This window comes from Numidum massiliense (assembly GCF_001375555.1).
GTDB classification, from domain to species: domain Bacteria; phylum Bacillota; class Bacilli; order Thermoactinomycetales; family Novibacillaceae; genus Numidum; species Numidum massiliense.
Map to the genome: position 1 here is coordinate 2,159,404 of NZ_CTDZ01000009.1, position 24,801 is coordinate 2,184,204.

Here is a 24,801-nt window from a genome sequence, read left to right on the forward strand (position 1 = left end):
TCAGTAAGCGGCATAAATTTATCGCTTATACTCAGTAAACGAAAATTTGCCCCACGGCTTAATATAATCGATCAAGAACACTTCCTCTTCGCGGATCCGCCCAACGACGTTCGTCTTACCCGAGTTGTCCATATTACGGCGCGCAATTTGCAGCTCGCCGGCGTATTGCCCGTACAAGTCGTTTTCGATTAAAATGTCTCCGCGCTGAATCGGCTGCGTATGATGCGGCGGGAACGATTGTCCGCGGAACTTCATCCGACTTTGCGACGAGCGGATCATGTAATCCGACACATCGCCGCGATAAAAGTGAAATTCGTCAAAAACGATCTTCCGTTCTAAATCGGTAACCCCTTCGTGTAACGTCACCGCAAGCGAGATGCTTTCTCGATTGACCTCACTTAAGCGCTGTAACTCCGCCTCAGAAGCGTAAGCGTTGCCGACGATGACGTCCTCGATTAATCCCGTCGCGTACAAATGCTTCGCTTGCACGTCGATCGGTAGGGTCCGGTGCATTTCGAGAGTTGGCAACCCTTCGACGATCGGCCACGGACCAAAATCGGCTGCTTGCGAGGAGACGAAGGCGGCTGTGCGCAAACCGTGTGCCTTGAACTTTTTACTGCAATCAATAAAAAAGTCGTAAGATAGTCCAGCGTATTTATGCGGGTAAAAGTTGTGACACCCGATTAATCGGGTACGGTTCGGTTCGTGGCACATGATGTTATCTACGTACCGCGTCCCCATACTCATATTGATTTCGATGTTCAACCCGTAAGGATTGTACGTCATGTTCGCCTCTTCCAACCCAGAAAATCCCATGTCGAGGCGAATGCCGGCTACCCCTAACTCGTGAAAAAAAGACAAGTCGTCAAACGAAAGCTGTAACTCTTTTAACACGCGCGGGCTAATGTCGACGATCACTTCCATCCCTAATCGGTTCGCACAGGCGAGTGACTCTTTAAAGTCTGCCAAAACCTTATCTTTGTTCCCGTCGACGGACAACAAACACGTAAATACGCGCTCAAAACCGTAGCGATGAGCCGTTTCCAAGTAATTGACATCTCGCGTTGCATCCGATTGATGCGGGTAAATCGACACACCTAAATGCTTTTTCAAGATTTATTCTCCTCCTGTAAGTGCCTAATTTTTCTCAATTGCGTAGTGCGTATGTTGATGACCAACAGATCGATGCGAGCTAATTAAGCGATGCGAATGTCGTGATGATCCCTCTCACTCTCCTCCTTTAATCGACAAGTGGCGAAAATAAAAAAACCTAAATTTGAGAGCAGAAATATCGCTACGGATATTCCTCACAAACTTAGGTTTTGCCTGCCGAACAGTAACAATCCTTATGCAATTGTCTGGTCGATCCAACTACTATAATATATTGTCTAGGGGTAACAATCAATTTTATTAACATTATGTCACTAGTATGTCATATTGTCTGTCATTACATTGTCACGCCTTACACAGTCGGCCTACAGACGGTTGTTCGTAACACGGTGACCTGATCCCGCTGAGATTGACGTTGATTCGCACGCCGCACACCGTTACTCATCCGTCGCTTCCTTCACTTCCTGCCGACTTGTCACGCGATGAATATGCAGCGTTAAATATATTTTTTCGTCAGCGGAAATCACCCAGTCATACGTCCGTTCCAAAAACAAGGCGATCCTTTCACTCGCCTGAAACGCCTTCTCATACTTATTTCTCACCTGTTCATACAAAAAATTATCCAGTTGCCCGCACAACTTCACTTCTTTTCGCACATACCGCAGAGCAAAAAAACGGAGATGAGTGAGGAAGCGCTCGTAACTGACAGAGCCCTCGTTTAATTCCATATGGTAGTGGTATTTGACGATACTTAAAATACTATCGACTATTTTCGTCACTTGCACCATATAGTCGATCCCTTCGCCGCAATTTTGACCGTTAACGAGATGCATGGCAATGAATCCCGCTTCGTCCTCGGGCAAACTGACTCCCGTTTCCTCTTCTATAAGATTGAGAGCGGTGAGAGCAATTTGAAATTCTTTTTTGTAGTACTTCCTAATCTCCCACAACAGCACATTGCGGATTAGTACCCCTTGTTCATGCCGATTGATGGCAAAGCTTAAGTGATCGGTCAGTGCGACATATAAATAGTCGTCTAACGGCGTTTCCAACTGCGACTTCGCATAAGAAATAATTCGGTCTGACAGGGCCAAGTACTGTTCCGGGATTTCCTGTAGCAAATCAGCTAGCTTGTCCGATACGCCTGGTTGATGAAAAATGAAGGTCTTTTCGATTTTGGCTGGGTCGATCACCTCCCCGGCACGCTTCTGAAAGGTTAGTCCTCGCCCCATCACAACCATTTCCTGTCCTTGTTCATTTTGCGTCAAAGCGACATTGTTGTTGAACACCTTTTTTATTTTCATTTAAATCGTCCTTATATTACTATTATTAACACAACCCAACTCGGCACGTATAGGATCAACCGATGTCAACAAATAGAAACTAAAAAAACCCAAATTTGCACAAAAAGACCACGACCGATCTTCTCCCACAAACTCAGGTTTTGCCTGCTGAACAGTAACAATCCCTTTTTAATTGTAACGCTTACTTTTCCTACACCTTCACCATACCTTAAACAATACGTGAAGTCAAGTTTTTGCCGCCGAACCGTTGGACAATATCCCCCAACTTAAGGTAGCATAAGAGAAAACGGATTAAGAAACGGAAAGAGGGCAATCGATGGACAACCGTTTATTAGACGTGAGCCAACTGACAGGTGGTTACGGTAGCAACCGGCAAGTCATTCACGATATTTCTTTTCACGTGCGCGAACGCGAACTGGTCGGGCTAATCGGTATGAACGGCGCCGGAAAAAGCACGACGATCAAGCACATTCTCGGCCTGATGCAACCCGTTTCTGGCACGATTACGTTAAAGGGGCGGACACTGCAAGAAGATACGACCGCCTTTCGTTCGCAAATCGCCTACATACCGGAAACGCCTAGGCTTTACGAAGAGCTGACGCTGTACGAGCACCTCGAACTGACGGCGATGGCTTACCATCTCGACGAAGCGACGTTTAAGACGCGTGCAGACGAACTGCTAAACGAATTTAAAATGAGTAAAATGGTGAAATGGTTCCCAAGTACGTTTTCTAAAGGTATGCAACAAAAAGTGATGGTCATGTGTGCCTTTCTCGTCCGACCGGCGCTATTGATCGTCGACGAACCGTTTGTCGGACTCGACCCGCTCGCCACCCACTCGCTGTTGAACCTTTTTTCCGAATTAAAAGAAGCTGGCACAGGCATTCTCATGTCGACACACATTTTGCCGACGGCGGAAAAGTACGGCGATCATTTCGTGTTGTTGCACGGCGGACGAGCGGTGCTCAAAGGGACGCTCGCGGACATGCAGGCGCAAGCGAAACGGCCACAAGCGAGTTTAGAAGATTTGTTCATGCTCGTCGCAAAGGATCGGTTGCCATGAACAGTAGCGAACGTATTTTTAAACGGCGGTTTGGCGAAGCAGCGGCCAAAGGTATCCGTTACTTTATGCTCGTCGCCGGCGGCGGCGGGATGCCGATCTTGTTCATCCTCGCCGCGGTCGGTGTCGTATACGGTTACGTCTCCTTTCTAAAGTGGCTACCGACTGACTTTCCAGCCTACGCACTGATGGCTGTCGTCGTGTCGCTCGCCCTTACGCAAACGTCGGTACGCACATTTATCCAACCGGCCGACGTCGTGTTTTTGCTCCCGCTGGAAAGCGAAATGCAGCATTATTTTCGCCGCTGCTTGACGTACAGCGTATTTATGCAAGTCGTGAAGGTTGGCGCCGTAATGGCACTGTTGCTTCCGCTGTACCGCGCCCGCATTGGCGATGAAACGGGTTTTCTCATCGCCCTCGCCTTTGTCGCACTGTTCAAAGCGTGGAACGTGTACGCCCACTTTCGCGAGCTACACTTACAAAACGGTCGCGGTGTACACATCGCGTTCCGCTTGGCTGCCAACGTGCTGCTCACCGTCCCTTTGTTTTACGGTGGATCCGTCTTGCTGTACACACTGATCGCCGCGCTGATTCTCGCCATGCTCACACTGTACTATCGTAAAGTGGGCGCAGGCAATCGTTACCCGTGGTATACGTTCGTCGCCTTGGAGCAAAGGCGCGTCAATGCCTTGTACACGTTCGCCAGCTTTTTTGTCGACGTGCCACACATTTTACAGCGGACAAAAGCACGGGCGTGGCTCGCCGTGCTCCTGCAGCGAATTCCTTACGGGGCGCGCAACACGCACCTTTATTTGTACGCGCGGACGTTTTTGCGCAGTGGCGAGTACTTCAGCCTCTTTTTGCGTTTAACGACCATTACGGCGATCGTCATCGTGTTCATTCCGACCGAGTGGGCCGTCTTTGCTGCCTTCCTCGTCGGCTTGACGCTTACCGGTATCCAACTGCCCGCCGTGCGGGCAAAGCATCTGCACGCGTTCTGGCTAAAGCTGTACCCGGTCGAGCAGGCGGAGGACAAACGGGCGCTCGCCCAATTAGTATGTATCGCTCTCGCCGTGCAAAGTGTGATCGTGAGCGCCGTTTACTTAATCGTCCACCAAGGCCCGTTACTTGCGCTCGCGCTCGCCTCTTGTGGCCTGCTGTTCAGTTATGCATTTAGTTTTGTTTATTTGCCGGGGCGCTTGAAAGATGAAAGTTACGAGGTCTAGGGAAATTATAGAGTTAGAGAGACACTTTAGGATGCGGAAGAAAAAAGGGGCGGAGGAAAGGTATTTATACCTGATGATCCCCCGCCCTATTCGCGAGCCAACTCTCGGAGCCACTAAACGGAAGTGACAGATCCGTTACTTATTTGACCACGAGCTAATCATTTCACAAGCCCGTGTACTTCAAACTCGTAAATGCGCGCCGCGGTATCCCCTCCCTGGGTCGGCTTGGAAATGTAGAGCCGCGCATAGCGCGCTTCCGTTAACGGAATGGCGTGTTTACTTACCCCCTGTGCATTTCCATTCACGCAGGCGACATCTGTCCAAGATTCACCGTCGCTACTTAATTGGATGCGATAGTCACTCGTGTTAAACGCCGCAGGCTCTCCACCTTCCTCTGCATGCTTAATGACAAATTCACTTATTTTATGCATTTCTCCTAAGTCGACCGCTACCCAGTGGGGGGCGTCTCCGACCGCGCACCATTTACTGTTATCGGTCACCTTCCCGTCAAAAGCGAGATCTGGCTTCTCGCTGCCAACGAAACTGCTGGCAGTCGCTTTTTTGCCGAGCGCTAAGTTCTTCACGCCGCCCTTCGCTTCCTTCGTGACGGTAATGAACGCTTCTTTTGTGATGACATCTTCGCCTACCGCATTTTTAGCCGTTAACGTTACAGGGTAAACTCCCTCTTCTTTGTAACGGACGACTGGCTTTTTCTCCGTACTCGTCGTCGGTTCACCTCCCGGGAAGTGCCACACAACTTCCTGTGTCACTTCCGACGACTGATCGAAAAATTGCACCTCTTCACCAGGAGCGACGACGGTTTGATTTGCAGTAAATGCAGCAGCAGGCCGTGGGTAAGCTGGCCACTCGAACGTTGCACGCGCGCGTTTCCCCCGGCGGTCGTATTTGTCTAACGCGACAATTTCTAACGTCGTCTTTTGTTCAGCGCTCGACTGGCGCTTCATTTGTGGCACGTAATAGACGTCGTTCGGCGTCGCCCCGAGAAACTCTTTTTTCCCGTTCGACTGAATACGGTATACCTCATACCGTGCGGCGTTTTTCACCGGTTGCCACGCGACGCGCGCATCGGCGTAAATACCTTCTTTAAACGCGTTGTCGATCGTCACGTTAGACACGCGAGGTAATTTTTTCAATGAAGCTTTATTTTTTATCGACAGTTGCCCGACGTTGAGCGAAAAATCATCGATCGGCTTTTTGCTGTCAAACTTGAGCGAGACCGCCGTAATCGTCTTGCCGCGATACTTATTTAACGACACTTTTTTCGTATCCCACTTATTTCCCTTTAACGGACCCGTTTTGAGGAACACAAACTCACCGGGTTTGTCCGCGAATTCGAGGCCGACTTTCATCTCTGCACGTTTAAAGGGCGTCTTATAAGTGACGGACAACTTCGTATGTTTCTCCACTTTCAAGTCTGTGCGGTACAATTTGAGGTGCGTCGCGTTTTCCCGGCTTAAATCGCCCGTTACTTTCAACGAGCTGCCCCCGTAGTACGCGCGATCGAAGTCGAGGCTCGGTTTCAACGCTTTGCCTTCACTGTCCGCGATCCACCGCCACGTCGGCAAGACGTCCTGCAAACTGCGGTTGTGCCACTCTTTCTCACGCAATACTTTCCCGTCGACAGCGAAAAACTTGCCGTGCCCTGTATTAAAGTGTGTCGTAAACGGCAGTTTATCGATCGGCGACCGCTCGACGATATAATGGGCAATGCCTTTCCAGTTGGCTTTCGTGTCCGTATGACGTGGATCACCGTTTTCGCCTACCCAAAAGCGGTCTTCTTTAGCATAAAATTGTTCAGCACTATCGGAACTTTTATAGCTCCAGTCCGGACGGTAAATGCCAAGCGATGTTTTCGCTGCTTTACCAGCAGGAAACAATCCGTCCCAAGACACTTGCGTGTTGTAACCATTCGCTTCGACATCGATGCCGGCGAATAAATCGTATGGACTTCGCGCGACACTTTTCGCTTTGTCGTGGGAAGACTGCATATCCCGCCACCAAAAGTTTAAGAACATACTGTCGGCCACTTTTGCACCGTCATCATGAAAAAACATCATATTTTGATCCGTAAGCGCATTCTGCCAACGGATGCTACCGTTCTCAACCATCGAATCATACCACATAATGTGCATGTCTTTCGGTTTGTGCTGCTGCATGTATTGCAAAAATCGCTGCATGTTAGCGGCGTCCTCAGTGTTACCGCCTTCAGTTTCTTGGTTGAAAAACCATCCGTCAAAACCGTAGTATGTCGCAACTTCGAGCAGCTTATCGGCGAGTGGGAACGATCCGTCCGCCTCCTGTTGCAACAGTTGCTCCACCCATTCGTATTTTCCCCCGTAAACTTGCGGCGGGAAGAAAACGGTGCCTAACACTTTCACCCCGTTTGTGTGTGCCGCGTCGATGACGTCGGCACTCGGTGGGACGATAATGCCTTCGCCAGCCGACCCGCCCCACATGACGAGCGTATCGACGTATTGCCAGTAGTTAAACGCGTACACATCGAAAGAGTCCCCACCTTGGGACGGCGCACCACTCGTTGACGGGTACATCGCTGACAGCGCCACCAATTTAGGTTCTTTCGTCGCGTTGGCATTGACCTTGTCTCCAATCACACGTCCTTGCAGCGGGATCGTGCCCCGATTAAACGTTGCATCCGGATCTTTCTCCGGCGACCACTTCAGCAAATCCTCCGGATACCAATACGACGATTCAGGCTGTGCAGCGTAACTAAGTGGTGCAAACACGAGGAGTACAGCAACAAAACAAAACAGAACCACCCACCGTTTACAATTGCATCGTCCACTCATTGCAATGGCTCCCTTTCTGTGATGTATATAACTTTGTTATGAGAATAACAAGAGTTACCGCTAACAAAAGGCAAGCATTTATTATACTTAATATAAATATATTTCCATTGTAGTAAATTAGTCCCATGAATCAAGTAGAATTATAGTTTATTTTTTGAGCAAAGTAAATGGACATCTGGTGACTTTTTCACGTGGTTTAAAGACAAACCTCCCGATCCACACATCGAGCGGTTCGGGAGGTTGTTGATCCGTTTAGATCCATCCTTTTTCCTCTGCCTTTTTGATTGCTTGATGCCGGGAGCTAGCCGCCATCTTTTGGATCGCAGACGACAAATAGTTTCTAACCGTGCCGTTCGTTAAAAAGAGCTCCTTCGTCATCTGTCGCGTCGTTTTTCCCTCTTTCACGAGACGTAGCACTTCCTGCTCCCGCTCCGTCAGCGGGTTTTCCTCACGCCTAAATAGTGTCGTCGCCAGTTCTGCACTAATGACCTGCTCACCGTTCATCACTTTGCGAATGGCTGCAACTAAAAACTCAATCGGTTCATCTTTCAACAAATACCCTTCTACTTGTGCAGCCATTGCCTGTTGCAAATATCCTGGCCTCGCGAACGTCGTGACGATCATAATTTTACACGATGAACCGCGATCGCGAAGTGCTTCCGCAACCTCGAGACCAGTCATGTGCGGAATTTCGATATCTAAAAGGCAGACGTCAGGTTGATACTCGGCGACGGCATCAAGCGCTTCTTTGCCGTCGGCTACTTGCGCCACCACTTCGAAATCGCCCTCGAGTTGCAAAAGCGAAGCGAGCGCACCGCGCAACATTTTTTGATCCTCCGCGATGACGATGCGTATCATCGATCCTCCATCCTTTCTCGATTGTTCGGCGAATCACTCAACTCACCTTCGCTCAGCGGCACGCTCAACGTCACTGCGACACCGCCGTGAGTGGAAGCGGTCAACTGAACGCATCCTTGTAACAGACGCATGCGCTCCCGCATAGACGCGAGACCGTTTCCTTCCGTCTCTTGCTGCGACAAACCGACGCCGTCGTCCACAATGTGTACGTGGTACCAGCCGTCCGTCAATTCCGTCGTCACGTGACACGTTTCCGCTTGGCTATGCTTCAAGATATTCGTAAACGCCTCGCGTACCGACAAGGCGAGCATCGTTTCTGCTACTTTGGACAGACGTGGTGCGGGGGTGCTCTCCTCGACGATTAAAGTAATCTGTGCGACGCGCATCAGTTCCCGTGCATACTCGATTTCATCTATTAGCGACACGTGCTTCATCGCAGTGACGAGTTCGCGCACTTGATGTAACGCCAAGCGGGCAGTACGCATCACTTCGTCCATTTCCTGTTTCGCCTGCTCCGGCTGCCGTTCGATCAAGCGTGTGGCCAATTCACTTTTTAATTTGATCATCGTTAACGTCTGTCCGAGCGTATCGTGTAAATCGCGCGCGATCCGGTGCCGCTCTTCTTCTTGAATGTACTTTTCAATCGTTTCGTTAGCCGTCGCCAGTTCCCGCTGTAAAAATTTCGTGCGTTCCGTAATGTATACGACTGCCGGGACGAGTAGCTGTAAAATTAGGACCGGCAAATGAACCGTCTCGACAAAAGCGAAGGGGGCACCTTTTAGGTATGTAAAAGACGCCAAGTACATCGCGGCGAATCCGAATAGCCCAACTAAAATGTGCACCTTCGACCGCGCCCGTCCAAGGAGATCGGAAAAAATAAAGCCGTACAACAAGAGCCACTCATTCGTATACGAACTAAAAATGGCTAGCAGCCCGCAACCACAAATCGCAGCGACGGGCAACCGCCAATCCCGGTTCCACAAACTGACATAAAACGCGAGCAAAAACAGCGCTAATAACGCAAGACTGCCGAGCAGCCCGAAGGGGCTGTCGGCTTTGAGTACGTGATAAAACAAAAACACGAGAACGATTAGATCGATATAAAGATATCCGATGTGGTTGGCTGGGTATAAGTTACGTTTCATCCATTGCAGTATCATGTACGGTTCCCCCGAACATTTCATCTGTCGGTATGTCCGCCAAACATTCCGACGGAACTTTATGAAACGGTTTATTTCTTGCTTATCTCGTCGATCGAGCAGTCAGTTTTCCCCGACAGTGACTCGCGCCAAATATTTGCGCACCGCTTCCATTGGTCCAAGTTTAAACGCGTGTAACCACAAAGCAGAAAAACTTATTTGCACGAGACTAATGAGCACCCACGCCGCAATCGTGGAAAGAGAATCGAGCTTACCACCCAAACCTAAGCCCCAACCGTAAAAAATGAACGCTGACAACGTATTTTGCAACACATAGCAGCTGAGCGCCATTTTTCCGATGCCCTCCAGACGCGACCAGAGCCAAAAGTTTTCGCTTCGCTCGACCATTTTAGCGATGAGCGCCATATAACCGATCGCAAGTATCGGGGCGAATAAGTAGCGCAGCGGAAGATCTAACACGCCTCCCGGGACAAAAATGAGTACGTTTAACGGGACGCCTAGCAGCATGCCGACCCGCAACATTTTTTGCCGAATGCTCCTCCCCGTTTCATTCGGTAAAAACGCCCCTGCGCGCATCAGTCGCACCCCGGTGAGAAACAAAAAGATATTCATTGGAATCACGAAAATAACTTCGCTTCTCAAGAGCAAAAAATTGTTCAATCGGTAGGCGACTTGTTCGAGCCACGTCCCCTCTTTATAAAGCACAGTGACCTCGTCCATTTTTCCAAACGAAACGTTCGCGCCAGAAGCTTCTAACCATACACTCGCGAAAAAAATGAGCAAAATAACAATCAGGTGAAAGCAGCCAACAACTTTCATCGTGCGGTTAATCGCTCGATCACCCCGCTTCACGACGAACGACACGATGATTGCCGTGACAGCGTAACTCATTAAAATGTCAAATTCCATCACGAGTGTGAAATGAAGCAAACCTTCTAGTAACAATATAACCGATGTCCATACGTAAACGCCTGGCCACGTCTTACCTTTACGTAACGCTTGTTGGTACTTCAATTCTAAGCCGACGCCAAACATAATCGTCAACAACCCCAACAGCTTACCATTCACCAAGAACAAAACGGCCAATCTTAAAAAATCGTCGAACGACACCCACCACGCCGCATGATCGACGGTAAACATGTACGCAATATCGGTCAAGTTGGCAAACAGCCAAATGTTCGTCCCTAACGTCCCCAAAATAGCAAACCCGCGCAAAATGTCGAGCAAGCGAATTCTCGCACGCCCTGTCGTCATCGTCGTCACGATCTCTCCCTCTTTCCTCATAAATTCTTCCTTTACGGTAAATGTTACTCTGGAAAGGGAGATGAACGGTATTCACAACGGTCAGCAATTTCACATGACAAGTGTCATTTTTTTAATCTTCAAGGAGGTTGAAGTTCGTCGTCAATCAGCCGTTCGATCACATCGCGCCGTTCGATCGTGTCCTAAATTACATATCCTTGCGAATCTCCCGTACGACGTGACCGAGTTCCGGTAAGATGAGTTTATGCATCGCCAATTTCACGGCGCCGCTCGACCCCGGCATGGCAAAAACAGCCGTGTCGTCCACCACCCCAGCAATGGCGCGACTCAAAATCGCGGCAGAACCGATATCTTCCGTATAACTGAGCATGCGAAACAGCTCCCCGAAGCCGACAATCTCCTTCGTCAATAGCGCTTGGACTGTCTCGATCGTCACGTCGCGCGTCGCAATGCCGGTACCACCGTTAATGAGAACCACATCGACGTCCGCAGCTCGGCAGCCAGTCACAATCGCCTCGCGGATGGCCGCCTGCTCGTCCGACACGATCTCGTATGCCGTCTTCTGCTTGAAAAAAAAAAAAAAAAACAGTTTGATCACCGCCCAGCACTATTCCGACGCTAATGTACGTGAATCTCACACAGTAACAACTTTACAACGTAAGAGAGACTGCACTTCTATTTTATGTTACAAGCCACTTCACAATCGCCTCGCGGATGGCCGCCTGCTCGTCCGACACGATCTCGTATGCCGTCTTCTGCTTGAAAAAAAAAACCAACAACTGTTTGATCAACGCCCCGCTCTTGTCCGTCGCTTCTGTACGTGTATCACTCACTGTAACCACTTTACACCGTACGCGAGACGGCGCTTCTCTTTTATGTTCAACGACACTCATCGTGTCCGCCTCCCCATTCGCGATAAAATTGCTCTAAAAACGTCTCCATAAACTGATGCCTGTCGCGCGCTAGTCTTTTAGCCGTGTCTGTGTTCATCAATCCTTCTAGTTTTAACAATTTCTCGTAAAAATGATTAATGGCCGTCGTCTGCTGCTGACGGTACTCTTGCTTCGTCAGTTGTTCGCGCGGACGTCGCGCAGGATCGTGGATGAGCTGCCCCTTCCAGCCAGCGTATGCGAAGGTGCGCGCGATACCGACCGCCCCTAGCGCGTCTAAGCGATCCGCGTCTTGCACGACTCGTCCTTCTAGCGTGCGCATCGGCGGGTTGTGCCCACCGCTGTACGACATCGTCGCGATGATTTCTAAGACGTGCGCTGCCGTCGCCTGCTCGACCCGGTGGCCGTCCAGCCAGTCGCGAACTTTCCGCATCCCACTTTCGTGAGACTCATTTAATTTCTCGTCGGCAATGTCGTGTAGTAAGGCAGCTAATTCGCATACGTATGCGTCCGCCTGCTCCGCACGGGCAATCTCCTTCGCCAAGTTGGTCACACGGTCAATGTGCCACCAATCGTGACCGCTATGATCTCCCGACAACTCGCTTTTGACGTAATCTCGCGCTTTGAGTAGCACGTCATATTGCTTCTGAAGCTTCTGTAGCTTCTGTGGCTTCTGTGGCTCGTCTACCAATCGAAACACCTCTTTTTTTTACAGACATACTGGGGACCCTCTATCACAGGCGATCGACTCACTTTAGTCGACTCACTTTGGTCGAAAAATAGTTACGTCTACTACTATGTGCAAGCTATTGTACCACGTCCTGGGAACCGGAACATAACCGCCCTCCTAATCAAAACCTCTGTTTTCGACGTCGCGCTTACAATGATAATTAACCCCCTAATCGGAAATTATTTTTAGATAGACTATTTACTTAAGTCTACCGATAGGTTAAGATATAGGAAACAAATTCAAGTGGTGGGAGGGTGCAACTTGCTCGATCCGTCTGTCGACTCGTTAAACGCTTCAGTGAAATTAAAAGAAGAACAACTCGCGCGACTAAAAACGTGTCACGCCAAATTGAAGATGACCCAGCAGGAGTTCATCAGATACAAAAATTGGTGCACACATCCATCCCTCTCATCTTATACGTGGCAAGGAAGTTTAGCTGAACAGTTCGATCAGATGCGAGAAAGCAACATCGTCAGAAGTTATGAAGACATTGCGGACAGACAGTTGAAAAATGTGATGCAAATGGTGCTCAATCGCACGACCCAACTCGAGGAAGAAATCGTCTCGCTCAAAGAGTCCATTCTCTCGTTAGAAGCGCAGTCCCGTTCAAAATAAGCACCCGCGTGTAAGATTGGGCGTTCGCGTTGGTAAACAAGCGTACGCTTAAGATTAAAGGAAGTGAAGCAAATGAGTAGTGAAATTAGGATCGTCTTTCAAGAGGTGGAACAAGCTTTATCCGAATTAAATGCGTCTTCACAGTCGCTTGACCCTTCGTTCCCCCTCAACAGTCGTGAGAAAAACGTCCTCGATACAGTGAAGAAACTGAAGGAATGCCAGCAGCTTCTGCAACAATCGATGCTCGCCTACAAACAGTTGCTGTTGAAAAACGAACAAGCGACGCGAACGGCTATACAGACGATGCGTGAAGCAGATCGCGACATCCTGCAGAAAACGGGCGCACGGGAGGTTTTCTAATGAAGACCTTAGACGTCGCGGAACTTAGCCTCACCGCGAACGACATGCTGCGTAAACTACAGTCTTTAAACGAATCACTTGAAACTATTACAACGCGATGTCGAGAACATGATCTCACTGGACGATTCCTTTAACGGCCGAGCTGGACAAGCGATCCGTTCGTTCTACCTCGAATGCCACATGCCCTTCTTGTTGCTCAGCCAAACGTGTATCGAGGCGTTCAGCGAGACGTTAAAGCAAATAAATCAAGCGCTTAACGCATTGGAACCAGCTCCAAATGGCGTCATTCGGGAAGACTTTTTGGAGCAGGAGCTCAAGCATGGACTACAGAGAGTAGCTGATACGACGTGTGACCTGACGCGGGAAGCAAATGTCGCGATGCACCAAGTACAGGACATTGTTTCTCTTCCCCTGCTAAACGATACCGCCTTTATGAGTTATGTTCATGTGGCAAAAACGTTTAGCGCTGACACGGTAGAGAAACTATACGCTTTTGACGCCGAACAGACAAAGTCACTCGATTCGGTACAACAAAGCCTGTCGTTAATGATACAATATGTGCAAGAAATTGATGCCTTGTTTCAGAGTGGGGATCTGTCAATTGCGGACTACCGTGTGAAGCAACTGTCTGACAGCGAACCGTATAATAACGTGCTCGACGACATTGAAAGTAAGCTCAACAAGCATTTTATGACCGTCAACTCGACGATGCCCGCGGATGCGTTTATTAACGATCCGGACAAGCAAAAAGCGTGGCAGTATTTTAATCAGATTCGCGGTAAGACCCTAACACGAGAAGAATTTATGACGTTAAAAAGCCAGCTTGTCGAGGTTGTTGAGGTCATTGATGAACAACCAGACCTAAAGCCTGGAGAAGATCCAGACCTGAACTATATCGGGGGGAAATACTACGTATTCAAAAATGGCCTTATTGTTTGGTGGAACCGTTCCAAACGTACATACGAAGTAGTGGATGATATCCCTGAAAAAAGGGTCGGTGGGGCAATCCCGAAAGACTCTATTTTTGAGGATACCCCTTTGGAGTTTTTGGATTATGTATCTCCGGGGAGTGTTGTAAAAAAGGTTGTAGTAAAGTCTGTTCAGGGAATCATAAAGAAAAATGTAAGAAATGTAACGAAAAACAGCAAGAAACCTAATATCTCCAAGCACCACGATAAAGTCGCCCACAACGAATACTTTAAGCGAAAAAACGAACGGAGGGAATTATATAATTCGATCAAAAGTGATCGGAAGACTGCAATCGAGACAAGCAAAACTATTAAACCTAATAAACCGATAGAAACGACGATTAAAGGACGTAAGGTAAAGCTCCGAGTAGATATCGAGCCGGATGGAAATAAAATGCAAATACAAACGGGAGGGGGTAGTAATTCGTTTATCGATGAACGAATAAAGCCAAATAAACCAATAGAACCCCAGATTCCCAAATATATAAAGAGAAGTTTAACGAAGGGACAATATGAAGAGTTGGTTAAAAGGTTGAAGCAAGGGGCTAAATATTTAAAGGGGGAATAAATATGGAAACATACGTGCTTTATAAAGATGGAAGGCTATCGTGTGATATCTTTGGATTAGCGTATTATATTTGGGATGACGGTATAAGTCTTTCCTATTTTAAATCTGATGTAGACGTGAACGATAGTGATGAAATCAGTCTGTCGTGGGACAAATGGATCGACAACCCTGAGTGGGATAGCTCCGATAAATTTAAAGAGCATATCTACATAGAGCGTATGTCGCCTTCCAATATTACAGTACCCAAGTTGCGAAATAAGGCTACTCTATTAACTATAGAAAACATTTATTTAATTGAAGTAGCAGAAGATGCCGTAATCATGGATATAAGAGCATATAAAAGATTGGTTTATTATCTCTCAAAAGAACTCGACGGAATCGTTTATCTCCCTTCGGAGGATAGACTTCTTAATTGTACGGACTATTATCAGGTGAATAAAAGTATAATAAACCTTGCCTTCACGCGAGATGTTACAAATTAAGGCTACCTCCATCACTGGACGATTCCTTTAACGGCCGAGCTGGACAAGCGATCCGTTCGTTCTACCTCGAATGCCACATGCCCTTCTTGTTGCTCAGCCAAATCGCGACATCCTGCAGAAAACGGGCGCACGGGAGGCAAAAAAAGTGAATTACTATAAAGTACTTAAGGATCGCAGCGACGTGCGTGATATCATCTGTTATTGCGACGATGCCCATGGTTTTGAACAGTACGAATTACTGGAGGGTAGATTGATTGATAACTGGCCAAGCAAAATGTTATTCTATTATAATCCAGATGAAGGTCATCGAATAACTGATTGTTTGCTGAATGACCTTGGTTGGTTCGTTGTTTCTTCTAAATTCAAGAATTTATTGGATAAAATGGGCGGTCATAATATCCAATAATTTCCAGTACATATTATCAATCGTAAAGACGGATCAGAACTATTAGGTTACTCTGTAGCTAACGTTTTAAATATGCGAAAATTGCGAACAATCTATTGTCTCGTTTTAGAATAACGTCAACGAGGTATTGACAGGTAACCCGTATCCATAATTCGGGAAATTATAAGATTAGTGGATCGTACGTTAAACTGTACTGAATGGTTGTGCCAAATAAATTGTCTACTTGACAACGAGCCATTAACTTTATACGATGCTAGTGTACTAACATTCGCTGGTGGGGCTCCGACCCCTTCCAGCGCCTACTAAGAATCGGGCGCCACGGTCAACGGCAAGCAGACAGCTATCGCTGTGGCTTGGAGAAAACTTTAACTTTCAATAATCACGATAAAATTGATGAAAATATTTGATTATCAAGGAGCAATTTTTGTTCTTAAATATATAATACGAGGAGTGATCGTTATGTTGTTTGAATCATCAAGGGTGAAACTAAGAAAGATGACAAAGGAAGACACAGAACTTTATCATAAGTGGAGAAATGATATTGAAGTTATGCATTCCACCAACCCATCTTTAGATGTTTATCCGATGGAAGCAACTAAAGAATTTGTAGATCATGTTATTTTGGGATCTCATACAGCCAAAAGCTATATCATGTTAGAAAAAGGAAATGAGATACCAATTGGCATTGTATCATTAATTAACATTGATTATAAAAATAGAAATGCTGAATGTATTATCGATATTGGGGAAAAGGAATATTGGGGAAAAGGATATGGTTCAGAGGGATTGAAATTACTGCTGGATTACGCTTTTTACGAAATGAATCTTCATCGAGTTTCCCTTAAAGTATTTTCATTTAATGATAGGGCTATTCGTTTGTACACTAAGATTGGTTTTCAAAAGGAAGGAAGCAATAGACAAAGTCTATTTAGAGATGGTGAATGGCATGACATCATTCATATGGGTCTTCTGCAAAAAGAATACTTTGAGAAACAAGTAAAGAATGTATAAAAATTGTTCCACCATATAAGGCAATGAATGATTGGTAAGAAATATTTAATTATTTAGACTACACTATCACAACCGCTTATACACAGTCCCTCAATCTTTTAATTAAGACAATGATTCATATTTGGTCGTGGAAATACTCTTTTGAAGCTCTTAAAGCAAAGATTTTATTCACTCAATCTTATCGTAAAGTTGAACAGAGAAAGACATTTAAAAAAGTAGATGTTACTTTCGGAAAAATGTTACCTGATCAATTGCCCATTTCCTTTTACAATGTCTGTCCCTATAGTTTGACTGACGTCTGTTTTCTTTTAACGGAAAAAAAGTAAAAGATACCACCAACCATCCAAAATGGTTCCCAAAAAAACAGCCTCCACAACACTGCATATAATTCCAAGTCAAAATCTAATATATGAAATTGGCTTAATAAAATCGTGATAAAATTAAAAAATCCGTAAAAGAACAGAAGCATCCCCACTATTTTAGTCACATAAAAGAGAACATCTGTTATAAGTGGCTTCCTCCATCGAATAGATAGTAAAAACAATAATAGAAAACCTAGCATTTTAATGAAACCTGTAAGCCATAAAATAACCAAAAAGGAGCGAGAAGGATTCATGGCCATTTCATAAATGGATCCACCAAGCGATCTTGCACCAATAAGGCCACCCATCGCCCAATAAAAGCTCATCGCTGCAAAAACAACCGTCCAAACCATCCCTAATGTGATCATCCAATAATTTTTCTCCAAAAAAAACGCTCCTCTGAATTCAATTTGTCTTATATTTTACTGATGGGGGTATGACCCGTTACGATAGGCACGACGATCTTCGGTGTGCTCGTAAGGTCCAGCGGCTATTTGTTCCGTCACTTGGGCTTGAAGCACTTGGTTTAATACCGATTCGAGCAACTTAGCGACACCGGCATCTTGGGAATTTCCTAAAAAAAGTTTGTGCAATAATTCCTGATCTACGGTAATCTGGTAGTGAGCCATTTCAAAATCTCTCCTCTTTAGAATGTGGTCTCTCAACTTTCATTCTAACCGAGGATTTTGAAACTGTCTCCCTTTATTTTCTTGAAACCCTTTCTACACAATTATACGGACTCAACTTGCTGTTCAACACTGTTTGAATGTGGTTGTTGTCGTGGAATTGTTTGATCTTTGATCGGACTGGAAAAGAGCCAAGATACGAATGAGAGGCAGCCAGCCCCTCATTCTTTCACACGGCCATTTCGGTATTATTTCGGTATTCATTATGCCGTTTATGCCGTTTTTTAACAATTATTTTCTGCTCCCGCTTACTCCCGCACACTCCTGCACTACTGACCAACACTTACACTTCCCTACACTTACACTTCCCTACCACTTCCCAATACTTACACTTCCCGCACATAAATCGCGGCCGACATTTTCCTCACCTTACAGTCTTCCAACGTATCGGGCGCTAACAAGCCGAGCGTCACGGCGGCGTCTATTTTTTGTTCATCGGGACGCTTCACGATTTGCACGCAGTCCGTCAACTGGAGCGCCTCTAACTTTTGCACTGTTTCCTGGGGCAAATAGCTTTCCGAGGTGCGAATTTGCCGCTGCAACTTATAGTTTCCGAGTACAAATTCTCCTTTTTGCCGTTCACCGACGAGTTGATCGAAATAGTCGTTAAAGGTCTTTTTTAGTTTTGCGAGCTCTTTTTCAATCGCTTTTACCTCTTTGTTTAGTTGAAAATAGCGGGCGAGCGTCTCTTCTGTAAGCGAGATGGGCACACGACTAGTACTTTTTACATTTGTCGCGCAGCCATCTCTTTCAACATTTCCTGACCTTCCCATACCATTTCCTATCCTTCCCACACCATTTCCTGACCTTCCCACATTGTTTCCCCCATCCGTCTCACGGTTTACTCCATCGTATGGCTCGTTAGGAAGCAATATGACCGTTATCCTCCGAGTTTGATGAACACTTCTAGGGCAATTGCCATATAACATAATGCCCGATAATTTATAGAAGGAAGTGAGGATCACTGTGAAGCAGCAGTTGACGGTCACCCCTAACAGCACAACGATCCCTTCAAGGCGCATCTTGATCTTATCCGGGATCGGTCTGTTGTTTGACTCGATGGACATCGGTTTGTTGTCTTACGTGTTAGTAGCGTTAACGAGTGAATGGCACTTGGACTCGACGCTCACCGGCGTCCTTGCCAGTATTAGCTTTATCGGGATGGCAATCGGCTCCGCTGTGGCCGGTTCGCTCGCCGACCGTTACGGGCGCAGAAATATTTTTATGTGGACATTGGTCGTTTTTAGTGTGGCCACTGGCCTGACAGCGTTGGCGACGACGGTCGCTATCTTTATCGTGTTACGCTTTATTACCGGGCTCGGACTAGGTGGGGAGTTACCAGTGGCGACGACGTACGTCCTCGAATCGTCGCCGGAAGCGATTCGCGGGCGCCGCGTCGTCTACTTGAATTCGTTTTACGCCTTCGGATCGATAGCAGCTGCGCTCATTTCCTTTTTTATCCTACCGTCGTTTGGCTGGCGCATCGTGTTTGTCATCGGTGCGATTCCCGCGCTGTATGCGATCGTCCTGCGCATTGGCCTGCCGGAGTCGCCACTGTATCAGTCGTTGTCGTCGCGCGTCTCGTTAGGGAAATCGTTTACGGCTTTATGGAATAACCACCTTGCACGGCGTTCGCTCGTCACGTGGACGTTGTGGTTTGTCATGAACTTTACGTTTTACGGGATGTTTTTGTGGTTGCCGTCTGTCTTGTCGATGCGCGGCTACTCGCTCGTGAACAGTATCGGCTACGTGCTCGTGATGACGTTGGCGCAAGTACCTGGTTATCTAACGGCGGCGTGGCTCGTAGAGAAGTGGGGGCGTAAACGAACACTCATTACCGCGATGGCCGGTTCTGCCTTGGCCGCACTCGGCCTCGGGTTTGCGCAGTCGACGGTATGGATTATCGCGTGTGGGATGTTATTGTCGTTTTTCATGCTCGGTTCATTCGCCGCGACGTACATCTTCACCGTGGAACAATTCCCGACGAAAGTACGCGGCAGCGGGATGGGCTGGGCAGCGGGATTCGGACGCATCGGGAGCATCATCGCCCCGTTTATAACCGGAGCACTCATAAATGCAGGCGTTTCCTTTCCACTCGTGTTCGCGATGTTTTTCGCTGTCATGTTTATCGGCTTCGTCGTCGTCGCACGATGGGGAATCGAAACGATCGGCACAGACATTCGCTCGTGAACGGGTAACGGCATTTTTACGATAAGCCCATCTGCTTCACAGTCAGCCGAGACCCCGTCACACGAGAACCCGATACACTTCAAAGTCATCCGGTACGTTTATGGGAAATGTGACTCGTTTCACAACAATCCGATGCGCGTCAGTCCGTAGCGAATACCGTCTAACGCCACGTCGCGCGTCACAAAGTCGGCGGCGCGCTTTGCTTCTTCGCTGGCGTTGCCCATGGCAATCCCCGTACCGACGTACCGCAGCATTTCAACATCGTTTAGGGCATCTCCGAATGCCACGGCACGTTCCCTCCCGATCCTGAGGTGCTGCAGCAGTGCGGCAATTCCGACCGCCTTCGACCCGTGTAACGTCAACACGTCTAGTGCGTAGTCGTGCCAGCGGATAAATTTGAACGCCTCAAACCGTTCCAAATAACGCGCCTTGCCCTTTGCACAAAAAAGAAGGGCATAATAAATGTTGCGGCTTCTCGCACGGCGTTCCTTCTCAAGTTCCGCTTCAAAACAAAGCGACTCCAAGGCGGCGCAGACGTATGGATGGTCGACGTCGGTCGTCCACAACGTATCCTGATCGGAAAAAACCATCGCATCCCCGTGCGCATCTGCTTTTCGGCGCAAAGCTGCTAACTGTCGTTCATCGAGCGGCCTTGCAAAGACAACTTTCCCGTCGTAGACGACATATGCCCCATTGCAGCTGACGTATGAGAAAATATCCAACTCTTCCATTAAATGTTCGAACATCTTCGGTGCGCGCCCAGTGGCAAAAGCGACCTCTACCCCCGCGGCTTGAAGTGCGCGAATAGCTTCTTTCGTCGAACGAGGTACTTGTTTTTTTCATCTAAAAGCGTACCGTCAATGTCAAAAAAGACAATTTCCGCGTTCATTCAACTCTCTCCTCTCCATATCTGATTTGATTATAATGTATGCATGGTTGTCTCTCAGTTAACGCCATGTTAACCAAACGTAAAAATAGCCCCCGGATCATTACACTGATCCGGGAGCCGTGCGCGCATCTGTACCTGCCACACTTACTAATGACAGCTGCACTCGCTTTGGCGATATGCCGTCTCCAATGGTAAGTGAATTCCTCTTCAATGGATGGGAGTTCGCATGACGCATGGGAGTTGCAACGCCATCATTGCATGGTTACCCAATGACCCATCATTGCCTTCTGTTTCGCGGCTTCCTGATGACATGTCGGCCGCTGTTGCTTTCGACTTTCGATGTTACCCGTCAAGCCACCGTCGTCCCCTCGGCTCTACCACCAGTCCTAAGCGCCTTTAACCGCTGTTCTTTCGACTTGCGGAAGTAAAGCAGTTCGTAAAAGACAGGGACAATGACGAGCGTGAGCACTGTGGCGACGGTCAGGCCGCCGATGACGACGACAGCCAACCCTTGTGAGACGAGACTCCCATCGGCCGAATGCCCGAACAGAAGCGGTAGCATCGCACAAATTGTCGCTATCGCGGTCATCAAAATCGGGCGCAGGCGTGTGGCCGCTCCTTCGAGAATCGCTTCGCGAATCGTCATCCTTTCCTCGTTTTGCTTCACCCGGTCGATGAGCACAATCGCATTCGTGACGACGATCCCGATGAGCATGAGCGCGCCAAGCATAGCGGTTGGATCGACAGGAACTTGCGTCACGAGCAGTCCGAGTACAGCGCCGATCGACGCGAGTGGCAGTGTCATCAATATCGCGATTGGCGTCCGCAGCGACTTAAACGTAATGACCATGATCAAGTAGACAATCCCGATCGAGGCCAGCATCGTCAACCCGAGATCGGCAAACTCACTCGCCTGTTGGTCGGACGCCCCACCTGTTTGCACGGTAACACCTTTGGGTAGATTTACTTGCTTTACTTTTTCGTCCATAGCCGCGGAAACGACCGACAGTTGCTGCGGATCGACTTCGGCACTGACGCGGACGTACGATTTTCCGTCTTTATGGAGGACTGTGCTACTCCTTTTCTCCTTTTCAACTTTGGCGACAGATGAAAGCGGCACGATACCTTTCTCTGTAACGAGCGATAGTTTTTTCAAGTCTTTCTCAGACTTTGGTTCAATGTTGGCATCGACGTACACAGGTGTATCGTTACCGTCCAATCGCACCGTCCCAAGTGGCGTTTCATTGAGCAGGCCGCGCAATTGCATCGCCGTCTGTTGCGTATTCCCTTTGGCCGTATCGACGACAATCGCATAAACCGGCTTCTTTTCCTCCACATTGCTGGACACTTTTTTGACACCTGTGACGGTTTTGAGCGCTGCTGTCAGTCTGTTAGCGGCGTCGTCGAGTGCCTTTTCATCGCCCCCGACTATGTCAAACGTGACGACCGATCCGTTCGCGCCCCCCATCATCGATGCGGTAGAGGCAGTAATGTCTGCATCCGGATACTGTTTTTTTAGCGCATTGATCGCCGTCACCGTCTTTTCCGCGTCTGCCCCTTCTTTCATGACGACGGTAAATTCGACTTCTGTCGGGTTGTTCACCTGCCCCCACGCTGCAGCGTCGGCACTATTCCCTTGCTGCATAATGACGTGTTCATGACCTTTCATTTGCAAAATTTGTTTTTCCAAGGCAAGGCCTTTTTGTTTCACTTTCTCCAGCGGGGTATCACTCGGAAAAGTCATCGTCGCCGAAACCATCGTCGCATCTTCGGCGTCGACCGCGCCCTTCGGCATCGCGGCGTACAGCACGACCGATCCGACGAGGACGACAACCGATAGTGCGATCGGCACAAACTTGTGATTCAGCGACCACCGGAGCACGCGTACGTACCGCTTTGGCTGCTTGTGCCGCGGCAACTTGGCTCTTTTTAATAAGCTGTTACTCATTAACGGCACGACGGTTAACGCGACGATGAGAGACGTGAGGAGCGAATACGTCACCGTTAGTGCAAAAGGTAAAATAAAGCTACGTAACGAACCAGAAATTAACCCGAGCGGCAAAAAGACGGCCACAGTTGTCAATGTAGACGACGTGATCGCTTTCCCCACTTCGCCCGTCGCCGCGATCACATCTTCTTTGCTAAGCGTCTTCGCTTGCATGCGGCGGAAGATGTTCTCGACGACGACGATACTGTCGTCGACTAACCGCCCGATCGCCACCGCCACCCCGCCGAGCGTCAAAATGTTTAGCGTTACGCCGGACAGCCACAACAGCAACAGCGTGAGCCCTAAGGATAGCGGGATGGAAATGATCGTAATGAGCGTCGAGCGGACGTTGCGCAAAAAGACCATAATGACGACAGTCGCAAACAGTGCGCCGAGCAACACTTCGCGCAACATCGTATTCACCGAGTCGACAATCATGTCTGACGTCGCGAAAACGACTTCCCCGCGCACGTCCGTGTGTTCCTTGTTAAGTTTTTCGACTTTGTGTTGCACCTCGTCGGCAACAGAAACCGCACTCGAGGTACTATCTTTCGTGACCACGAGTAGAAGCGATTCTTTCCCGTTAATGCGCGTCGTGCTCTCTTGCGCGACAGACGTATCGATCGTCGCGACATCTTTTAGCCGTACAGTAGGTGGTGCAGCGGATGCGGAATTAGCCTCCCCCGTAGCTCCTCCCGGAAGCGGCAGCGTTAAGTTTTTAAGCGCGTCCAAATCGTCGAGGTTGCTGATCACTTTTAGATTCGTCGTTTGGCCGTCCATCGGTTTCTCCCCGACAGCGACAGCGAAGTTTTGCCCCTCTAACACACCCATAACCGACTGTAGCGGTAGCTGGTACTTCGCCATTTTGTCCTTGTCGAGGCGAATGACGACGCGCGGGTCCGTCTTTCCGTAAACGGCCACTTGAGCTGCGCCTTTCACACTCTGAAATTGCGGTAAAATCTCTTTCTCCACTTTTTTAATATTTTCTTTCGTAATGCCGTCATTAAAAGCGAGCGACACTTGCGCGACCGGAATCATCGACGTGTTTAACTGCACGACGTGCGGCTTGGCAATCCCTTCCGGAAACGTCAGCGCACTTAACGCATCTTTCACCTCTTGAGTCGCTGCTTTCATATCCGTATCAGATGCAAAAAAAATGTTCACTTGCGAGTAGCCGTCACCCGTTTGGGAAAAAACGTCCCGTTTCCCTTTTACTCCTGCGACCGCCTGCTCCAGCGGCTCCGTCACCGCTTGCACCATCGAATCGGCGTCATATCCTTGACCGAGCGTGGCAATCGTTATTTGTGGATTGTCCGCCTCCGGCAAAAATTCCATCGGCAACGTAAAGTAGCTAAGTACCCCTAAGCATAGGACGAGCAACACGGAAACGACGATCGCTGCCCGGTTGCGAAAAGACCACGTAGTAATACCCTTCATATGTACTCCCCTTTCTTTCACCTACACAAGCGAAACTTGTAATGTTTTTGAGAACAAAATTAATGATACGCGACTTTGCTACCCCGTTTGAGTGGCCACAGGTTGATTTTTCTCTCCGCCTTAAGTCGGAGATTCATCCGTGTCGCGTCAGCATCATTAGTTGTTATATTGTTGGCATAAGAAGAAATGATAGGATGAAGACGACCGTATGAAATAATAAAACGCGTTGCTGATCGATTAATCAGCAACGCGCTACGATTTTCGAGGACAAACAAATATTTTAAACAACAAAAAAACGACTATTGAAAGTCCTAAAACAACATGCTAAAATGGAGGATGGCTTACTCGACCATCACTCCTCGTGAAGGTAATAATTTTCTATAATAATCTTATCACGGGGGAGCGCGTTTG

At 48.1% G+C, this 24,801-nt stretch carries 21 protein-coding genes and 1 pseudogene; 10 read left to right on the plus strand and 12 right to left on the minus strand.

What is annotated here, in order from left to right:
• Positions 1-18: 18 nt before the first annotated feature.
• Both BN1247_RS10425 and licT read right to left on the minus strand, forming a co-directional pair.
• Positions 19-1,113 carry a DUF871 domain-containing protein gene (locus BN1247_RS10425; protein WP_054950332.1) on the minus strand — a complete coding sequence of 365 codons (1,095 nt, stop codon included), beginning with the start codon at positions 1,111-1,113 and terminating at the stop codon, positions 19-21.
• Between the two features lie 434 nt (positions 1,114-1,547).
• Complete coding sequence (gene licT / locus BN1247_RS10430) at positions 1,548-2,414, minus strand: BglG family transcription antiterminator LicT (RefSeq protein ID WP_054950333.1); 867 nt, start codon at positions 2,412-2,414, stop codon at positions 1,548-1,550.
• Between the two features lie 316 nt (positions 2,415-2,730).
• On the opposite strand from licT, the gene BN1247_RS10435 reads away from it, so the two are divergent.
• Positions 2,731-3,477 (plus strand): ABC transporter ATP-binding protein, encoded by a 747-nt coding sequence (locus BN1247_RS10435; protein WP_054950334.1) that lies wholly within the window; start codon positions 2,731-2,733, stop codon positions 3,475-3,477.
• The gene (locus tag BN1247_RS10440) at positions 3,474-4,700 is read left to right on the plus strand and encodes an ABC transporter permease (RefSeq protein ID WP_054950335.1); all 1,227 of its coding nucleotides are present in this window, start codon (positions 3,474-3,476) and stop codon (positions 4,698-4,700) included. Before BN1247_RS10435 ends, BN1247_RS10440 begins: the two co-directional genes overlap by 4 nt.
• 158 nt (positions 4,701-4,858) lie before the next feature.
• Here BN1247_RS10440 and BN1247_RS10445 read toward each other — a convergent pair whose 3' ends face one another.
• From BN1247_RS10445 to BN1247_RS10475, 5 genes are all read right to left on the minus strand, one after another.
• Positions 4,859-7,465, minus strand: a complete 2,607-nt coding sequence (locus BN1247_RS10445; RefSeq protein ID WP_231633239.1) for an endo-beta-N-acetylglucosaminidase — start codon at positions 7,463-7,465, stop codon at positions 4,859-4,861.
• Between the two features lie 315 nt (positions 7,466-7,780).
• Positions 7,781-8,386, minus strand: a complete 606-nt coding sequence (locus BN1247_RS10450; RefSeq protein WP_054950337.1) for a response regulator transcription factor — start codon at positions 8,384-8,386, stop codon at positions 7,781-7,783.
• The gene (locus BN1247_RS10455) at positions 8,383-9,546 is read right to left on the minus strand and encodes a sensor histidine kinase (RefSeq protein WP_231633241.1); all 1,164 of its coding nucleotides are present in this window, start codon (positions 9,544-9,546) and stop codon (positions 8,383-8,385) included. Before BN1247_RS10455 ends, BN1247_RS10450 begins: the two co-directional genes overlap by 4 nt.
• A 102-nt stretch (positions 9,547-9,648) precedes the next feature.
• Positions 9,649-10,800: a DUF418 domain-containing protein gene (locus BN1247_RS10460; protein ID WP_054951606.1), complete on the minus strand. Its 1,152-nt coding sequence runs from the start codon at positions 10,798-10,800 to the stop codon at positions 9,649-9,651.
• Between the two features lie 888 nt (positions 10,801-11,688).
• The gene (locus tag BN1247_RS10475) at positions 11,689-12,390 is read right to left on the minus strand and encodes an HD domain-containing protein (RefSeq protein ID WP_054950339.1); all 702 of its coding nucleotides are present in this window, start codon (positions 12,388-12,390) and stop codon (positions 11,689-11,691) included.
• Positions 12,391-12,690: 300 nt separating this feature from the next.
• Here BN1247_RS10475 and BN1247_RS10480 point away from each other — a divergent pair, with 300 nt between their 5' ends.
• The 7 genes from BN1247_RS10480 (at position 12,691) to BN1247_RS10505 (ending at position 16,839) form a co-directional block, all read left to right on the plus strand.
• On the plus strand, positions 12,691-13,044 hold the full coding sequence (locus BN1247_RS10480; RefSeq protein ID WP_054950340.1) for a YwqH-like family protein: 354 nt from the start codon (positions 12,691-12,693) through the stop codon (positions 13,042-13,044).
• Between the two features lie 72 nt (positions 13,045-13,116).
• The gene (locus tag BN1247_RS10485; RefSeq protein ID WP_054950341.1) at positions 13,117-13,404 is read left to right on the plus strand and encodes a YwqI/YxiC family protein; all 288 of its coding nucleotides are present in this window, start codon (positions 13,117-13,119) and stop codon (positions 13,402-13,404) included.
• Between the two features lie 78 nt (positions 13,405-13,482).
• Complete coding sequence (locus tag BN1247_RS10490) at positions 13,483-14,940, plus strand: LXG domain-containing protein (RefSeq protein WP_261796037.1); 1,458 nt, start codon at positions 13,483-13,485, stop codon at positions 14,938-14,940.
• 2 nt (positions 14,941-14,942) lie between these two features.
• Positions 14,943-15,422 (plus strand): hypothetical protein, encoded by a 480-nt coding sequence (locus BN1247_RS10495; protein WP_054950343.1) that lies wholly within the window; start codon positions 14,943-14,945, stop codon positions 15,420-15,422.
• Between the two features lie 50 nt (positions 15,423-15,472).
• Positions 15,473-15,571 (plus strand): hypothetical protein, encoded by a 99-nt coding sequence (locus BN1247_RS18580; protein WP_390622070.1) that lies wholly within the window; start codon positions 15,473-15,475, stop codon positions 15,569-15,571.
• Positions 15,568-15,828: an imm11 family protein gene (locus BN1247_RS10500; RefSeq protein ID WP_054950344.1), complete on the plus strand. Its 261-nt coding sequence runs from the start codon at positions 15,568-15,570 to the stop codon at positions 15,826-15,828. The genes BN1247_RS18580 and BN1247_RS10500 overlap by 4 nt, the downstream gene beginning before the upstream one ends.
• A gap of 459 nt (positions 15,829-16,287) precedes the next feature.
• A complete protein-coding gene (locus BN1247_RS10505; protein ID WP_054950345.1) occupies positions 16,288-16,839 on the plus strand; it encodes a GNAT family N-acetyltransferase in 552 nt (183 codons plus the stop codon).
• Between the two features lie 280 nt (positions 16,840-17,119).
• Here the strand turns inward: BN1247_RS10505 and BN1247_RS10510 are convergent, their stop codons facing one another.
• The 3 genes and pseudogenes from BN1247_RS10510 to BN1247_RS10520 all read right to left on the minus strand — a co-directional run bounded on the left by BN1247_RS10510 (position 17,120) and on the right by BN1247_RS10520 (position 18,660).
• Positions 17,120-17,587: a DUF3995 domain-containing protein gene (locus BN1247_RS10510; RefSeq protein WP_054950346.1), complete on the minus strand. Its 468-nt coding sequence runs from the start codon at positions 17,585-17,587 to the stop codon at positions 17,120-17,122.
• Between the two features lie 39 nt (positions 17,588-17,626).
• Positions 17,627-17,830, minus strand: a pseudogene (locus BN1247_RS10515) (transposase); the annotation flags it as partial.
• A 383-nt stretch (positions 17,831-18,213) separates the two neighbouring features.
• Positions 18,214-18,660, minus strand: coding sequence for a hypothetical protein (locus tag BN1247_RS10520; protein ID WP_231633245.1), 447 nt, complete (start codon positions 18,658-18,660; stop codon positions 18,214-18,216).
• A 193-nt stretch (positions 18,661-18,853) separates the two neighbouring features.
• Here BN1247_RS10520 and BN1247_RS10525 point away from each other — a divergent pair, with 193 nt between their 5' ends.
• Positions 18,854-20,077, plus strand: a complete 1,224-nt coding sequence (locus tag BN1247_RS10525) for an MFS transporter (RefSeq protein ID WP_231633247.1) — start codon at positions 18,854-18,856, stop codon at positions 20,075-20,077.
• Between the two features lie 119 nt (positions 20,078-20,196).
• On the opposite strand, the gene BN1247_RS10530 is transcribed toward BN1247_RS10525, so the two are convergent.
• Both BN1247_RS10530 and BN1247_RS10535 read right to left on the minus strand, forming a co-directional pair.
• Positions 20,197-20,883, minus strand: a complete 687-nt coding sequence (locus tag BN1247_RS10530; RefSeq protein ID WP_231633426.1) for a Cof-type HAD-IIB family hydrolase — start codon at positions 20,881-20,883, stop codon at positions 20,197-20,199.
• 432 nt (positions 20,884-21,315) lie between these two features.
• The gene (locus BN1247_RS10535; protein ID WP_054950350.1) at positions 21,316-24,390 is read right to left on the minus strand and encodes an efflux RND transporter permease subunit; all 3,075 of its coding nucleotides are present in this window, start codon (positions 24,388-24,390) and stop codon (positions 21,316-21,318) included.
• Positions 24,391-24,801 lie beyond the last annotated feature (411 nt).

Coding starts and splice junctions, on each gene's coding strand:
- licT (WP_054950333.1), bottom strand. CDS start 2,414: ATGAAAATAAAAAAGGTGTTCAACAACAATGTCGCTTTGACGCAAAAT.
- BN1247_RS10435 (WP_054950334.1), top strand. CDS start 2,731: ATGGACAACCGTTTATTAGACGTGAGCCAACTGACAGGTGGTTACGGT.
- BN1247_RS10440 (WP_054950335.1), top strand. CDS start 3,474: ATGAACAGTAGCGAACGTATTTTTAAACGGCGGTTTGGCGAAGCAGCG.
- BN1247_RS10450 (WP_054950337.1), bottom strand. CDS start 8,386: ATGATACGCATCGTCATCGCGGAGGATCAAAAAATGTTGCGCGGTGCG.
- BN1247_RS10455 (WP_231633241.1), bottom strand. CDS start 9,546: ATGATACTGCAATGGATGAAACGTAACTTATACCCAGCCAACCACATC.
- BN1247_RS10460 (WP_054951606.1), bottom strand. CDS start 10,800: ATGACGACAGGGCGTGCGAGAATTCGCTTGCTCGACATTTTGCGCGGG.
- BN1247_RS10485 (WP_054950341.1), top strand. CDS start 13,117: ATGAGTAGTGAAATTAGGATCGTCTTTCAAGAGGTGGAACAAGCTTTA.
- BN1247_RS10495 (WP_054950343.1), top strand. CDS start 14,943: ATGGAAACATACGTGCTTTATAAAGATGGAAGGCTATCGTGTGATATC.
- BN1247_RS10505 (WP_054950345.1), top strand. CDS start 16,288: ATGTTGTTTGAATCATCAAGGGTGAAACTAAGAAAGATGACAAAGGAA.
- BN1247_RS10520 (WP_231633245.1), bottom strand. CDS start 18,660: ATGGGAAGGTCAGGAAATGTTGAAAGAGATGGCTGCGCGACAAATGTA.
- BN1247_RS10535 (WP_054950350.1), bottom strand. CDS start 24,390: ATGAAGGGTATTACTACGTGGTCTTTTCGCAACCGGGCAGCGATCGTC.